The sequence below is a fragment of the Aeromonas sp. BIGb0445 genome, from assembly GCF_024809075.1.
In the GTDB taxonomy this organism is placed as follows: Bacteria; Pseudomonadota; Gammaproteobacteria; order Enterobacterales; family Aeromonadaceae; genus Aeromonas; species Aeromonas rivuli.
The window spans coordinates 761509-775910 of record NZ_JANUES010000001.1; the positions used below are offsets into that span (position 1 = coordinate 761509).

The window sequence follows — 14402 nt, forward strand, 5'->3', positions numbered from 1 at the left end:
GAGCGCGGCAAACGGCTGCGGTCATGTTTGCCAATGGGCTAGGCCCTTGCGGAGAGGCGACCCGCGTCCCCACGCCATGCTGGTAGGCGATGGCGGCAAGCTCTGCTATAATTCGCGCCCTTTTGTTAAGGTCACCCGAGTCAACACCATGAAGTTCATTATCTTTTGACTCCATGTGTAACGCATTGAATTTATAGCTAATCAACAGCTTACAGCACAAAGATGGAAACATTGGCGGTAACTTTTGTGGTAAGACTAGCATAAGTGAGGTGTGTATGAGAAGGCGTGAGACTTGGGCCTTACAGCAGAAGGCAAATGGCTGGTACTTGGTGTGGAATGTCCCCAAGGCTATCCGTGGATTGCCGATGTTTGGCGGTCGTAGGCTCTACACAAAGACGTTACAAACCGGCGACCTCAAAGAAGCCCAGAGGAAGCGTGACCTCATCATTGCCAACTTTGAGCGGTTGGTGGCACAGGCTGAAGAAGCCCCCAAGCGTCTGCGATTTAACGCTTACATCGAAGAGATTCAACAAGCCGTCAGGGAAGCAGAGCAGCGCATTGAGGTTGTCATGCTGCCAGATGGACAAGAGGTTGTCGTTGAACCTGAAGGGCTATACCACGCTTATGACGTCGAGTCGGCCATTGCGCGTGGGGATGAAGAACTGGCGGACGCCATAAGGCTTGCCCTCCACGGGGAGCTAGAGGTGGGCGATAAGTACGCCATCACTCTACAGGAAGCCTCCAAGGCATTCATCGAGAGTGAGAAGGCAAAGGCCGTGAAGGGTCTTAAAGCCGCAGCTCCGGCAACGTTGAGTCGCGCCAAACACGCAGCAGAAAGCCTTGCATCCTTCCTTGGTCGTCCAGTGGTTCTACTGAAGGATGTAGAGCGGAGGGACGTGACTTTGTGGCTTGACTCCCTGGCTGGTAGCAAGAGCGATAGCACACGGGTCGGCTACTTATCGGCTCTGTCCCTTGTGTGGGAAAGTTGCTATCTCACTCGGAGCGTGGAAGGGGATAACCCATTCAAGAGCGCAGGAATCAAGAGTACAGGCGACTCCCAGTCATACGCCCCTTTCACTCCTGAAGAGATGGCCCAAATCGTCGAGAAGGCCCCGCATGATCTTCGCATGTTGACGAAGTTCGGACTTATCACAGGTTGCCGCCTAAGCGAGATTATTGGTCTTCAGGCTGATTCCTTTGAGGTTAGCCAAGGCGTTCCGCTGGTGCGTATCAAGGCTGGCAAGACAGCAAACTCCATTCGTGCCTTCCCTCTTCCGCTCGGTCTCTGGGAAGAACTCAGGCAATGTGTTGTCGGCAATGTGTGGCCTGTCCCTAAGTCGAAGAACCCCCACGGGTGGTCCAGCAAGTTTGGCAAGTTGAAAGAGGCTGTCACAGGCGTCAGAGATCGCACCAAGGGCTTCCATAGCTTGCGTGGCATGGCTATTACCGCGTACCAACGTGCAGGCATCCCAGAGGATGTTACAGCGCCAATAGTGGGGCACGGGACCAAAGGGCTAACCATGTCTTATGGGCTCTATTCATCTGGCCATGACTATTCACGCCAGCTCGAAGCCGTTGAGACCATGCTTGCGTCCGACTACATGTCCCAGTTCATCAAGTTGTTCGATGTGTAATCCATAGAAACAAAAAGCCCCCTTGGTGCAAGACAGGTCTGATCCTGAAGTCCACCAAGGAGGCTTTGTCATTGATTTAACAGTATAATCTAAAAAAATAAACCCCCGACTTAGCGGGGGTTCTGATAGAGCAATCGCTTTATGCGTTGGAGACTTTGTAAGTCGTCACATTGCCTTGCTCTTTGGCTTTCAGGTATGCGGCTTTAAGCTGACGCATAGCTTCATGTTTGGCATCTTTAGCTTTGGAAGTGCGGCGTTCTGATTGCATAACCTAACCCCTCCTCTCCTATGTCTTTTGATACTGTGCAGTTTAAAGGTTGAGCATGCTTCTTGGCAAGCCGAGCGTAAAAGGTTTTTAACTTTGGGTTTTCAGCAATCGCTATGTACAGTTGAGCACTGGTCGTTGACATGTGAAAATCGAGGATCTGGCTTATTGCATTGCCTAAACGATTAAGTTGTGAGTGAGCTAACCGGTCTTCACTTGCTGAAGGGGGCACAAAAAAGTTCTCTTCCTCAAAGTTATCTTGTCGATCAAACTTCATTTCGAACGTATTGGCAGGAAAAGTCATTCCAAATTCTGCTTCCTTATCTCCGATCGTGTCTCCGTAAGTTGCAGCAACAGGCGAAAAGACCATGATGTAGTCATGATGATCTATTGAAAATGAGATTTTCTGGGCAGTTAGAGCACCAAACGCAAACGTTTCTAAGTTCCACTCTTTAATTCGAGGCATTCCAACAGCTCGACAGATAACAATGAGGTGCCAAATGGTATCAGGGTGTACTTATTGGTGCAATTGTGTGGGTAATCTATAAAACTAAGCGTTTTATCATGCTCTATTCACTGCATGATCGTTACCTCAAGTAATCCACATTCTGTGAGGTCTCCACGTTGAGCATGGCGGCGACCTTGTGATAATCCAGCCCTACCTTCAGGCCCATTGTGATCGTCTCCATGCAAGCGATCAGAGCGTGCATACAGGGGGCGTTGGATACCTGCTTGATGTACTCCTTGGCTGACCCATTCTTGCCTGTAAGGACAGAAGGGACATACCCAGTGGCAGCCTTGCAGGCCAGCCGGTAGAAGTTGCCGTAGGCTTTCCCGCACATGTCGATCCCTTTGGCCTTGATTGCATCGTTCATGGCCTTGCGGGTGGTGTCGTGCTTCTCAAGCAGTTCAGGGGACACTGCGACAGACTCAGCGATAACGGCGGCCTGCATGGTGTCGCCTTCGGTCAGCGCAATGAAAGCGTCAATGACAGCAAGCTGGAACTCTCGGGAGCAGTAGGAGGCGTAGAGGATGGCCGCACGTTTGCAGCCCCAAGTCTCACCATTGCGTCCTCGTTTGGAAATTACCTGAATTTCAGGTATTTGAATCATAGCGACAACTTCAGGGCTGACTTTCCAGTTGTCGAGACGTCCTCCAGTGTTGCCTTCAGCCAGCCATGCTTTCTCAATGTCGGTCAGCGAGTACAGTCCCTCGGCGTTCTTGCGGATAGGATAGGCGTTACCGTTGAAAGTAATGTTCATAAATGGGTTCCTTATGTTGTGCCTCTCATGCCGTCCTCTCTCCAGCAAGCCCCCAATCGCTTAACCCATAGGCAAGCTGGAGCAGCAGAAGAGGCACGACATAAAGACGCAATTGGTTGATTGAAAGTGACCAGAGGAAGGTCTGTTGCTTAGGTCAGGGAGAATCGACTAAAGGAGTTGACGGGACAGTCAATCGAGACCGAGTTAGGCTCTTTATTCCTTTTAACGCAGAGGGCAATCAGCATGGTTTGGGATGAACTTGGACTCACTCAAGAAGAGTATGAAGAGCTTGAGCAAGCAGGGATCGTGTGGGAGCTAGATGAAGGCAGTAGCGGCGAATCGCCTAACAGTTACTACGCATACGTCCCTGAAGGCGTAAGTCCTGAGATTCTGAAAGCGAAAGGCTGGAAAGTCGGCGACTCACTAAGGGTTTCACTCTGGGCTTTCGACGGTGAAGACGATTCAGCATTTGCTCCCGAAGACTAATAACCGATTACTTCTACGTGAAATCTTGGGGACAATCGCCCTGTGACTCTTCAGAATTTCACGTAGGCTCACCAGTAGTTGACTTGTTCAGTGGGTCTTTTACTGCCCGTAGCAATTCATACCGGCTACTGCCAGTTGATCCGCTCGTTCGTTCATCGGGTGGCCGCTGTGTCCCTTCACTTTCTTGAAGGTCACTTGGCGGGTGTTCAGCAGGTTATCCAACTGTTCCCAGCGGTCCCTGTTCTGGACTGGCTTGTTGTCTGCCCTCTTCCATCCCTTCGCCTTCCATCCGGCTAACCACTGGGTCGCCCCATTGATCACATAGGCGGAGTCCGTCAGGACCTCGACGACAGAGCCAGGTTTAAGGAGTGACAGCCCTTGAATGACTGCTTCCAGTTCTCCGGTCTGGTTGGACTCCCCAGTGCCCACGCAGAAGCCGCAGCGTTCAACTTTGCGGCCATCGCTACGGACAGCAAGGAAACCCCAGCCAGCCACACGGACTGACGCTTTGGTGTGGTTGGTGTTGCAAGCGCCATCAGTGGCGAGTGTGTAGGTGTACTGTTGGGTCATTTGGTGTTGTCTCCGGTGGTGGTCTTCGTGATCTTGATGTAGTGCCTTGCGAGAAGACGTAAGGGGCTCTTATCGCGGTGGAGGTTCTTTGCGACGGTTCGACAGGCTTTCTCCAAGCTGTCCCCTTGAAGAACCCGATAGGCCACGCAGAAGAGGGCATGACGGACTTTGGCTTTGCGCTTGTGGCTCCAGTCCTCAATGGTGACTTCGCGTTTGATGGCCATCAGGCGGCCTCCTGTTCGGTTGTCGGGAACAGCTCACGGGCAAGCGCAAGCATCGACTCTCGGTCTGTCCCGTGGGATTGCATGACGTATCGGTTGATTGCGTTCTGCACCTGACCAGTAGACGGACGGCGGCCAAGGGTCAGAGTGGCGAAGGCTTGAAGGCGCTTCACGAAGTCGCTGGGATGGACCAGAAAGGCTTCATTAGCGGTCATGTTGATAGGTTCCTTCGGTAGAGCAGGGGAGACGCAGAGCCTCCCCCGTTGGTTGCATTAAGCGGTCAGCAGGGCAGCCAGCTTGGCCTTGACCTTCGGAAGGGTCCGCTGGGCATGTTCGCGGCGGTCCTTGTTGTGTTCTTCGGTCGCACGGCTCCAGCCCTCCAGATCCTTCAGGGCTTCCAGCAGTTCGTCTTGGGTCGGCTCGTGGTACTTAAAGGAGTGATCGCGGCCATGCTCGGAGCCGTTGCGTTCACAGATAACCAGCCATTCGGTCGCTGCTGCTTTGCCCCACTCCTTCGCATTGTTGAAGTCGAAGCGGGTGGCGTAGACCCAAGCGGCCATCTGTTGGTGATCCTCTTCGTAGGCTTCACGGTTGGCCTTGGCCTTCGCTTCAGCAGCCTTGGCCCGTTGGTGACGCTGGGAGGCTTCCATCTGGAGCACTCGGACTTGACCAGAAGACAGGCCAGCCAGTTCAGCCAGTTTGTTGATAACAGCGCGTTGGCCGTTGATTACGTCCAGCAGTTCTTCGGACAGGTCAGCAATGGTGATTTTGTTCATGTCGGATTCCTTGTGTTTGTGTTGAGACGGGCACAGTGGCCCCTCCAGAAGGCCGCAGAGGCTTTCCGGATGGTTGTGGTATGGGGTAATTAGGGGTTAGAGAAAGTGGGTTATTTAACGGATTGCAGGGCGCAACGCAGGCGATCCCATTTGGTCATCGCGGAGTCGTATTCCCCAGCGATACCGTCAGCGATAGCCTCTCGCAGCAGCTTCAAGCCTGACTGGGAGTTAAGCGAGCGGACACGGTTGATGTCGTTCTGAAGCTCGTTCATCAGGTAGTCGCTGGGCATTCCTACCTGTGCGGCCATGTCGATCATTACCGCTGTTGCATGGGACTGAATTTCCTCCCGACTCATGCCGGAAGAAGAGACCACGGAGTCCATTCGGCTTTCGCCTAGACCCAGCAACTCGTCAGCGTAGAACTCAGCGACTCCACCGCCTCCCAGAGCGTTATTCACAGCGTTCAAGCCTGAAAGAATGGTGTCCGGTAGGGACTCGGAGTCGTTGTCCTGGGAAAGCGAGTGATCGTCCTCGTCGTCGAAGAAGTAGTCCTTGAAGTCCTCGGCCTGTGCCTTGGTCATTTCGATCCCATCCAGTTCATAGAGGGTTTCCCCTTGGTCGTTCACCCCGCTGGAGTAGGAGGGCAGATCGCAGGTCTCCACGCTGAAGCCGTAATCGGTGGTCTGATAGTCCATCACTGCACCTCCCCAGCCAGTTCACCTTGAGAGCGCAGCTTGTCAAACTCACGGTTAACCAGTGCGTTGAGCATCTGGGTGCGAGTCAGGCCAAAGCCTGCCTGTTTGGAGAAGTAGATGGTCAGTGCGTCAGCCTTGGGGATAACGTCTTCCCACAGGATTGCAGTGGTACGGGCTTGGGGTTTCTTTCGTTGCATGTTCGGGTGTTGAGTTTGAGTAGACATAAGGTCTCCTTGAAGTTGAGAGGTAATAGGCCAGAGTAACGTTATTCAAAGAAGAACCCCCAAGGGCAGCCCCCGTGTAAAACACAGGAACCACGCAAGGGGGTCCAAGGAATCGCAACCATGACCATCGGTTTCGAGAAAGGCAGCAGAGGAAGAGAGGACCCTGACAGAAACCTCTCTCCATCCTTTGGTCAGGGAAATCCCTGTTACGCTTCCAGCAGAGCGACCGCACAGGCCGGACGCAGGATGTTGTGACCGACGAACATCTTAGCCAGCACGGTGTTACCGACACGCAGAGGTTCGGGGACCCACTTGGTCGCAATGTCACGGACCTTCACGGTAGCCGCGCAGTCCTTCGTGTAGACCAAGCCCAGCAGCTTGGAGAAGTTCCCACGGTACGCAGCGGTACGGCCAGAGCCACCTTCTTCCACGCTCAGGGGTTCCGGTGAGCCGATCAGGCCGTTGCTTTCGTCTTGGTCCGGCAGGTTGTTGGACTCGTAGATCTTCATACCGGCGACACGAAGGCCAGTGTCAGCGTTACCGTTGGACTTGTCCTCGCCAGTCTGGCCCAAGAAACGCTTATCCAGCCAAGCCATGTTGCCGATACCAGCAGTCGCATTGGTCAGGGCCTCGAAGTCGTCCGGCTTCAGGACACACACAGGGATGCCTGGGACGCTCGCCTTGCGGAACTCGGTACGGGCACGGAAGATGGCGTCCACGATTTGCTGACCACGGGTCATCGGACGGCCTGCCGCATCGGTTGCTCGCAGGGTAATGTTCTCGGTGAAGGTCTCGTCATCCAGTACGCCGTTCTCACCGAATTGAGCAATAGCCAGCTCTTTGTTGGTAATGAAGGCAGCCTTGGCGATGGTCCGGAAGACGTTCTTGTCGATCATGTTCGACAGCTCATAGGCCAGCTCACGGGCATAGTGAGAGCGAACCTCGAAGGTGCTCAGGTCTTCGTCTTGTTCTGCCACGAACACAGCAGCCACAGCGACGTCATCCACGGTGACTGTGCGCATGACGTTCTTGATGCCGCCAGCTTGGATCAGCTCGCCGGGCTTGTGGTACTTCGCATTGTGGCTCATGCCAAGTACTGGGAAATCGAATGCTTTGCCACCCTTCAGGGTCATCACTCGGGTGGTGTCCAAGGAGACGCATTGATTGCGAAACATCGTCAGAACTTCACCAGCGAACAGCTTCAGGAAGAGGGCTCGGGTATCGCCTTGACCGTTGTTCTGACCTACATGGGTTACGTTTTGAAAAGTCGGGAAAGTGCCGTAAGCAGACATAGTTGTTTTTCCTTGTTGATAGGTGGATGGCCCTTCGGCCAAAGAGAAAGAGGGAAAGGGAGTCAGGACGTAGAAAAAGGGAGCCCGCAGGTTTCCCCACGGGCTGGTCCTTGAATTGCGCGCTCTTGGAGCGTCTTCCTACGTTCTTAGGTCAGGGAAATCTGGAGGAAGGCGAGAGGGTGCCCGATTTTGGGGATTCCCCATTTTCGGACAGGGGGATCGAGAGGTGTCCATTTTTCCGGATTTTTGGACAGGGGGATCGAGAGGGTGCCCGATTTTCCTGATTCAGGATTTTCGGGCAGGGGGACGCAGGGTGGGTATTTTTGCCCCCAAGGGCATTTTTACCCAGTGCGCAAGGGCGTCCTCGGGGCTGACGCGGGGGTCCCCAAAAGACAAACTCTCTTTTCGGGAGGGGGAATTTTCCCCAATTTGGGATTTATTCCTCCCCCTTCAGGTTGTCCTCTGGTCTGTCTTGGGGGTCCCCAAACGCCGTAGGGGCTTTTAAGGACCCCCTGTTAATCACTCGGTCTTCCAGGAATGAATGATCGCTTCCCGTTGCTGCATCACACGGGCGCTATAGACTGACCAGCAACGGGCGTCCCAGACCATCACACGGCCTTCTGGTAGGTCGTGGTAGCTGATCACCTTGTTCTTCTTCAGGGTGTCGAAGAACGGCTGCCAAGCTCCACGGGCGGCCTGCTCGACAAGCTGGTGCGGGATTTCACCGTAGTTGTCATTCACGCGGATAGAATAGGCACGGGCAGCGAGCGCAAATAAGGATGGCTTGTTGAACTCAGTGATAAACCAGCGGGTTGATCCCTCCTTCGCCAGCTTCACGGTCTTGAACACAGATGCGTTCTTCTTCTCCTGTAACGCCTCCTTAATCGCCGAGACGAAATCCACATGCCCAACGACATCGGCTGCATAACGCACGTCGTGTTCACGCAGCTCTTTCGTAACGTCGCCGCTGATGTAGTATTCCCATCGGGGGTATCCATCGGCTGTCATTTCGCCGGTCTGCCTGCTGCTGATCGCGTGCTTAATAACGGCGCTTCCCGAAGACAGCTTGGTGAGCCTGAGCACTCCTTTCTCTTCGAGCACCTTCAACGTCCGGTGAACATTTTGAGGGGCTACCTCGTCACAGCGGCCCATTTCTTTAACTAAGTTGGCGACGGTCTGCTCGGGGGTCGGAAGGTAACAGAAGTCACTTCCAACCAGAGCATGTACCACGGCTCGCTGTAGCTTGCCCGTGAGAATCTTGTCGCGGCCTTCTGTTGTCAGCACCGTTCCCTTGGGTAAAAGAGTTGGATGCTTTTTCATCATTTAATGTTTCTCCATTAGGTGGTTGCATCAATCGACTTCTATTCGATCAAGCTTGCAAAGTCATTTCATTGATTGATGTCAAACCTTTAGATCAGATCATCAATTTGTAAGCGGAGCGTCGAGCTGTTCGTCAATAAAGGAGCGGGCGTCCTCGCGGGTATCGGCGCGGTCTTCAGTGGATGCCATCGGGACGGCGGAGGTGGAATACTCTGGGGTGACAGATTTTGCGGATTCCGCATTTTCTGTCAGCTTGGCGATGGTCTTCGCTACAGTGTCCTGTGTCATGTTGAACAGCTTGGCAATCGCCCGCCCGCTCATGCCTTCCTTATGCTTCTCCAGAATCGCAGCATCGCGCTTCTCTTTCAGTTGCACAGAGAGGGCTGGGGAGATCTCGGGGTTGGGATCTTGGCGGAATCCGCTGTTTTCCCAAGGCGGCTTCAGGTCGTCCTCGGGTCAGTCGCTCGGATACTGTAATTTTGCCAAACTGGCATTTTTACAGTACGGCTTCAGGTTGTCCTCGGGACCCCTTCCGGTTTTCCCTGATTCAGGATTTTCCGGAACCTGAAGGACGGACCTCGGGAATACGCCGGATTTGCCTCAGGGGCATTTTCGGCGTATTGCAAGGATGGACCTCGGGTTACTGACGGATTTGGCCTCGGGCCATTTTCGCCACTCACCAAGGCGGACCTCGGGGTGGTGCGAAAAGACAAACTCTCTTTTGGCACCGCCTCAAGACGAACCTCGGGGGCACATTTTCCGGATTCCGGATTTTGAGACCCCCTCCAGATGGACCTCGGGGGTTGCTAAAAGGGGGCGTCCCGTTTCGCAACACCTCAAGACGTACCTCGGGTGTGTCCAAAAGCCGTTGGGGCGTTTGGCTACCCCTCCAGACAGACCTTAGGAGGTACAGTTTTGCCTCAAGGGCATTTTTGTACCCCTCCATCCCCCCTTCCGGATTTCCCTGTGCATAGGGGCCACAGGATAAGTACCTACAGATTACTTATAGATAACTCCCTTTCCTGCCCTTGCTTGGATGGACAATGTTGATAGGCGATAAAGGGCAGAGCTGAGGGAGACGCTGGGAGGTGGTCGGATTTGCCCTCGGGCCATTTTCGACCGGTCCTCGGATCCGTCACTTGGTACTCCATTGCTCCCAGATTGGGATTTTTGGAGTAGTCCCAAGGTCAGACGCGGGGAGGTGTCCGGATTTGGGCTGGGACCATTTTCGGACAGTCCAAGGTCAGACGCTTGGTACTCCATTTCTCCTGATTCAGGATTTTTGGAGGTAGTCGCAAGGTTCATTGCTGGGGAGGTGGCCGGATTTGCCCTCGGGGCATTTTCGGACAATCCGAAGGTCCATCGCTGGGTGTTCCGTTCTCCTGATTCAGGGATTTGGGACAGGTCACCCAGTTGGGTTTCATAAGGAGCTTGTTATGTTCAGCCAACGGATACTGTTGATAGGTCATCCTTGCTGGTTATCTGTCCTTGTGTCGTCACTCGGTTGTCCTCGGGATGGTCAGTGGGAAGTCTTGAGGAAGCGACAACAGGACAGCCATTGGGGCGTCCTTGGGTAGTCCTCGTGTATCCTCGGGTAGTCTTAAAGATACCTGTAGTAAGTAATGTATAGAGAGATAGTATCTAGGGTATCTAATAGATGTCTTATAGATAGTCTTAGGGACGGGCGGAGGGAAGAAGAGAGAGAGGGGACCGGTCTTTCATTTCATTCAATGGTCAGGGAAAATTCAGATAGCCTCATTTGTCCCTGATTTGGAGGTCCCTGGAAGGTGTCTCGGTGGTGTCTCCACGATACTCGTCGGGATGATCTTTCGGTTTTTCGGGATTCCCGACTTTCCGAAAACACCATGATGGTCGTCGGGACAGACCCACGGATAACAAACAGGGGCACTCAGACGAACAAGCCCAGAGTCGGCCCCAGCGCCTCCCAAACGACAAACCCCCAAGGTGTCGCGGTGAACAGCCTCGGGGGTCGATTGAAAGATTCGATCAAAGTGGGTCACTCGATCAGTTCTTTCTATTGGTCAGGGTAAATTAGCTTTTTCTAATGTACTTTGGGACTGTTCCAGTGATCGGTCCTTTCGATGGTCCCAGGCTCAACCGATAGACACACTCGATCAACTCAGCTCCCCATCCTCTCGCATCCTTGTTGATAGGCGATGGACAGTCGCTCGGCTGACTCCATGAAGCGTAGCGATTTCCCGCAGAGACTTACCGCCTTCCAGCAGGGTCGCCTTGATTGCATCCTCGTCGATACTCTTGGGCCTGCCGGTGTACTTCCCCGCAGCCTTGGCCTTGGCAATCCCTTCCATCTGACGCTCCTTGCGTAGAGCCGTCTCGAACTCAGCAAAGGCGCCCAGCATGGTGAACATCAGCTTCCCTTGGGCTGTCGTCGTTTCTAGGTTCTGGTCCAGTACACGCAGGGTCACGCCCTTGGCTTCCAGTTGTTCCGTAATGTCTAGCAGGTCAGCGAGAGAACGGCCCAGACGGTCCAGCTTGGTGATCACCACATCGTCCCCCTCTCGGACATACCGCAGGAGTTCGGCTAGTTGCTCACGGCCATCTGTGCTGGTCCCTGATACCTTCTCTTGGTACACACGCTCACAACCGGCCTTTGTCAGCTTATCCAGTTGAACATCCAGCGATTGACCGACAGATGACACTCGCGCATAACCGATAACCTGTCCCATCACTCTCTCCTACTCAATCCACCAATGCCCAAGCTGTCATAGGGACTTTCCCCGCGTCGTAATGCTTTCCAGCAGCTATCTCTGCTTGCCGGTGGTCAATCGCAGCAATGACCTTCAGTTCCTCTTGGAAGCCCGTAGCAGCAGCCTTATCAAGCATCCTTGGGGCGACTCTATCCAGTGACTTCCTGTCCTTGAATCGGCGAAGCCTGATAACCAAGTCATTCATGTGGAAATCTCCTTCATCTTCTTCCTATTGCTTCAACGTGAGTCCTTGTCGGTGTCACGCCGTCACATTAATGTCTAAACCCTATGGGACTTAGATTATGAAACATAAATGAGACAGTCAATACCCCCGTGTGAAAGAAGTCCATTAGGGTATACCTCAAAGGGACGGACGAAAGGGCAGAGACACACGGCAGAAGGCCGCAGGGGATCGTCTACGTGATGGCGGATGGCTTGGGGTATGGACAGGGAGAGGAACAGGCAGTTGCTCAGGTGGCTACAGAAAGAAGATGACAGGGCGACCGGCAGCTTGGAGAACTGAGGGGGGGACGGGGGGAAATCGCAGGCGTTTAATCACTGAAGAAGGCGTTCAGATTTTTTCCAAAATTTACCTGGAAACGACAACGAATTATGGGCTGGCTATTCAGCCGGACTTGAGTGCCTTTACTTGTTCACACAAATCCGGCAGAGCGCATTGTCTCATTCAAATGTCATGTAGGTGCAGCCTTTGTGCTGACTAATCGATAGCACTGGTTTGGCATCGCATCCTTCACACCAGAAGTGAACGGATAGCCCATGTCGACGTGCACTTGGATTACCTTCTAGGGAGGTATCCATTACCGCTTTGCCATCACTAACAGTTACATGTACACCGTGTGTAGCGTCTTCAGTGCATTCAAAGACTTCAACTTTGTCATGGTGCAAGCAGTTGAAACCACATGAAGGACACACAAGTTGCCCATCTTCAGTATTGTCGAACTTTGGAAGCATTTTTTCTCCTTTATGTTCTGTGCCAAATTACATAAAACCCTCAAATCTGTTCTTCGACGCTAACCAAGGTAAAAGAGTGCAGACCAGCACCACCCAGTCGGGAAGAAATAGATGGTGTGTGCATTACAGCATCGACGATTTGCTGAAAAACCGGCATCTCGTCAGCTTCCATAGTGAATTCAATGTTGTTTGTACCGTTTGCGATGACCACTACATAGTTCTTCATCTTTGCCTCCTCGGTATCTTGGATACAGTTCGCCGCGGTTCAATCTGCCTTATCATCTCATAAGAGTCCATGCTGAACTGGCAAGCTCTTGATAGAGAGCACAATAATACCAAATTTACCCTCAAGGATTTGTTATGTAACATGTTGTCGACTGAAGAGGTCTTAATGGACTACGGAGTGGCCAGATGAAACGTGACTGGGAAACGGTAAGAGAAATGCTGACAAAGATTGAAGCTATGGATAGCTCCACAGGCTACTTATCTCTGCGTGATTTCGGCGCTGATACTTTGGAAGAGAAGTATCGAATTTCTGGACACATGAAACTCATGATGGATAAGGGGCTCGTTGAAGGGACTATTAATGCACGTCTTGGCGTCCAAGCAAATGACTTCTCAGCCAGAGCACTTACGTGGGAAGGGCATGAGTTCCTAGACGCAATCCGTAGCGATACCGTATGGAACCGTACCAAAGAGACTTTTGCAGACAAAGGGCTCGACATGACCTTTGAGACGATCAAAGCAGTTGCCGCTGCTGCAATGACCTCCATGCTTGGGCTGTCTGTGTAGCACCACCTCTAGCCGCGCTCCAACTTGAATTCTTGGTTCCTGTGACCTGAAAATTTCACGCACATAGGAACACACCAGCAAAGCCCAGATGAATGATTTCCATTGGCCTCGCGTGATGCCATTGGCTATTGATCGATCATTCAATTGTCCTCTAATACCCATTTGGGTTATAACCGTATTCTCATGCAGAGACCGATTTTAATTGTTCTAACCAATTGAAATTATTTTGATTAATTCTGTGGTTAATACATTTGTAGGTTATAAAGGAGAGTTGAAACATGGCTAGATGTACAGCACCAGTTCGGGGACATAGTTCAGCTGCGGCAGCGGCTGCCTGTCCTGCTTGTCGTTATAAAAGCCGAAGTTACGGTGGGGGATACAGCGGTAGTTACGGCGGTAGTAGTTACGGGAGCTACAGCCCTTCACCATCATCTTCATCGGGGAGCAGTAGCCGCAGTGTAAAGCCTAGCTGGTCAAAAGCCGGTTCCGTAGTTTTCTACACACCCAACGAAGTGACATCACTCACGCCAATCCGTCAAACTGTAGAGACAAGAGCAGCAGAGCAGCCTGATCTTCGTGATGTATTTTTGTGCCATGCGTGGGATGACCGGAAAGGGGTAGCCAAAGAGCTACATGATTTACTCGAAGCGGCGGGTGTCAAAGTCTGGTTCAGTGAGAAGGATCTTGGTCTCGGTGTTCCGATGATGCGGGCCATCGACAAGGGTTTGGCAAACTCCCGAATTGGGCTGGTACTTGTGACACCAGCTTTGCTGGAAAGATTGCCTAAAGAGGGCGTCGCTGACAAAGAGCTTTCGGCTCTATTGGCTGGCAACCAGCTTGTCCCAATCGTGCATAACACAACGTATGTTGCTCTCCGCAATGTCAGCCCTCTGCTTGCTTCACGCAGCGGCTTGGACACAGGGGAAGATACAATGTCGGTTGTTGCTGCTAAAATTGCAGAATTAGTAGCGGTTTAACTTAGTGATCCGTACAGGTTCCTAATTCAGGTGCGGTTGTTCTAAAAGTGTGCTTTAGCGATTAGGTAACTGGGTCAGCTTCTGGTTAGCCCAGTTACCGTACTTGTCCACATAGCCAAACCTCGGGCCTGTCCTCCAGCCCTGCACACGGCCAGACCGCTTGTTCACCTTCCGGTACTCACCGCCC

The 14402-nt window shown here is 52.7% G+C and carries 19 protein-coding genes; 4 read left to right on the plus strand and 15 right to left on the minus strand.

Annotated features, from left to right (window positions below; translation table 11 throughout):
• Positions 1–275 precede the first annotated feature (275 nt).
• A complete protein-coding gene (locus M2367_RS03500) occupies positions 276–1634 on the plus strand; it encodes a tyrosine-type recombinase/integrase (RefSeq protein WP_259235783.1) in 1359 nt (452 codons plus the stop codon).
• A gap of 236 nt (positions 1635–1870) precedes the next feature.
• Here the strand turns inward: M2367_RS03500 and M2367_RS03505 are convergent, their stop codons facing one another.
• Together M2367_RS03505 and M2367_RS03510 are read right to left on the minus strand one after the other, a co-directional pair.
• The gene (locus M2367_RS03505) at positions 1871–2365 is read right to left on the minus strand and encodes a hypothetical protein (RefSeq protein WP_259235784.1); all 495 of its coding nucleotides are present in this window, start codon (positions 2363–2365) and stop codon (positions 1871–1873) included.
• Between the two features lie 121 nt (positions 2366–2486).
• On the minus strand, positions 2487–3161 hold the full coding sequence (locus tag M2367_RS03510) for a KilA-N domain-containing protein (protein WP_259235785.1): 675 nt from the start codon (positions 3159–3161) through the stop codon (positions 2487–2489).
• Between the two features lie 243 nt (positions 3162–3404).
• Between M2367_RS03510 and M2367_RS03515 the strand changes: the two genes are divergently transcribed.
• Positions 3405–3647, plus strand: a complete 243-nt coding sequence (locus tag M2367_RS03515) for a hypothetical protein (RefSeq protein ID WP_043163148.1) — start codon at positions 3405–3407, stop codon at positions 3645–3647.
• Between the two features lie 99 nt (positions 3648–3746).
• Here the strand turns inward: M2367_RS03515 and M2367_RS03520 are convergent, their stop codons facing one another.
• From M2367_RS03520 to M2367_RS03575, 12 genes are all read right to left on the minus strand, one after another.
• Positions 3747–4217, minus strand: coding sequence for a ribonuclease H (locus tag M2367_RS03520; protein ID WP_259235786.1), 471 nt, complete (start codon positions 4215–4217; stop codon positions 3747–3749).
• Positions 4214–4441, minus strand: coding sequence for a hypothetical protein (locus M2367_RS03525; RefSeq protein WP_259235787.1), 228 nt, complete (start codon positions 4439–4441; stop codon positions 4214–4216). Before M2367_RS03525 ends, M2367_RS03520 begins: the two co-directional genes overlap by 4 nt.
• On the minus strand, positions 4441–4653 hold the full coding sequence (locus M2367_RS03530; RefSeq protein WP_259235788.1) for a hypothetical protein: 213 nt from the start codon (positions 4651–4653) through the stop codon (positions 4441–4443). The genes M2367_RS03525 and M2367_RS03530 overlap by 1 nt, the downstream gene beginning before the upstream one ends.
• 57 nt (positions 4654–4710) lie before the next feature.
• Positions 4711–5214 carry a hypothetical protein gene (locus M2367_RS03535; protein ID WP_005901957.1) on the minus strand — a complete coding sequence of 168 codons (504 nt, stop codon included), beginning with the start codon at positions 5212–5214 and terminating at the stop codon, positions 4711–4713.
• Between the two features lie 110 nt (positions 5215–5324).
• On the minus strand, positions 5325–5909 hold the full coding sequence (locus tag M2367_RS03540; RefSeq protein WP_259235789.1) for a hypothetical protein: 585 nt from the start codon (positions 5907–5909) through the stop codon (positions 5325–5327).
• On the minus strand, positions 5909–6133 hold the full coding sequence (locus M2367_RS03545; protein ID WP_259235790.1) for a hypothetical protein: 225 nt from the start codon (positions 6131–6133) through the stop codon (positions 5909–5911). Before M2367_RS03545 ends, M2367_RS03540 begins: the two co-directional genes overlap by 1 nt.
• 206 nt (positions 6134–6339) lie before the next feature.
• Positions 6340–7425 (minus strand): capsid protein, encoded by a 1086-nt coding sequence (locus M2367_RS03550; RefSeq protein WP_259235791.1) that lies wholly within the window; start codon positions 7423–7425, stop codon positions 6340–6342.
• Positions 7426–7944: 519 nt separating this feature from the next.
• Positions 7945–8748 (minus strand): hypothetical protein, encoded by an 804-nt coding sequence (locus tag M2367_RS03555; RefSeq protein ID WP_259235792.1) that lies wholly within the window; start codon positions 8746–8748, stop codon positions 7945–7947.
• 99 nt (positions 8749–8847) lie between these two features.
• On the minus strand, positions 8848–9120 hold the full coding sequence (locus tag M2367_RS03560; RefSeq protein WP_259235793.1) for a helix-turn-helix domain-containing protein: 273 nt from the start codon (positions 9118–9120) through the stop codon (positions 8848–8850).
• A 1760-nt stretch (positions 9121–10880) separates the two neighbouring features.
• Positions 10881–11453 (minus strand): recombinase family protein, encoded by a 573-nt coding sequence (locus M2367_RS03565; protein ID WP_017779893.1) that lies wholly within the window; start codon positions 11451–11453, stop codon positions 10881–10883.
• A gap of 13 nt (positions 11454–11466) precedes the next feature.
• Positions 11467–11679, minus strand: a complete 213-nt coding sequence (locus M2367_RS03570; RefSeq protein ID WP_024941646.1) for an Hha/YmoA family nucleoid-associated regulatory protein — start codon at positions 11677–11679, stop codon at positions 11467–11469.
• Between the two features lie 807 nt (positions 11680–12486).
• Positions 12487–12672 carry a hypothetical protein gene (locus M2367_RS03575; RefSeq protein WP_259235794.1) on the minus strand — a complete coding sequence of 62 codons (186 nt, stop codon included), beginning with the start codon at positions 12670–12672 and terminating at the stop codon, positions 12487–12489.
• Between the two features lie 185 nt (positions 12673–12857).
• On the opposite strand from M2367_RS03575, the gene M2367_RS03580 reads away from it, so the two are divergent.
• Positions 12858–13238 (plus strand): DUF2513 domain-containing protein, encoded by a 381-nt coding sequence (locus tag M2367_RS03580; protein ID WP_259235795.1) that lies wholly within the window; start codon positions 12858–12860, stop codon positions 13236–13238.
• 282 nt (positions 13239–13520) lie between these two features.
• On the opposite strand, the gene M2367_RS03585 is transcribed toward M2367_RS03580, so the two are convergent.
• The gene (locus M2367_RS03585) at positions 13521–13676 is read right to left on the minus strand and encodes a hypothetical protein (RefSeq protein ID WP_259235796.1); all 156 of its coding nucleotides are present in this window, start codon (positions 13674–13676) and stop codon (positions 13521–13523) included.
• Between the two features lie 74 nt (positions 13677–13750).
• On the opposite strand from M2367_RS03585, the gene M2367_RS03590 reads away from it, so the two are divergent.
• On the plus strand, positions 13751–14215 hold the full coding sequence (locus tag M2367_RS03590) for a toll/interleukin-1 receptor domain-containing protein (RefSeq protein WP_234799738.1): 465 nt from the start codon (positions 13751–13753) through the stop codon (positions 14213–14215).
• The last annotated feature ends 187 nt before the right edge of the window (positions 14216–14402 follow it).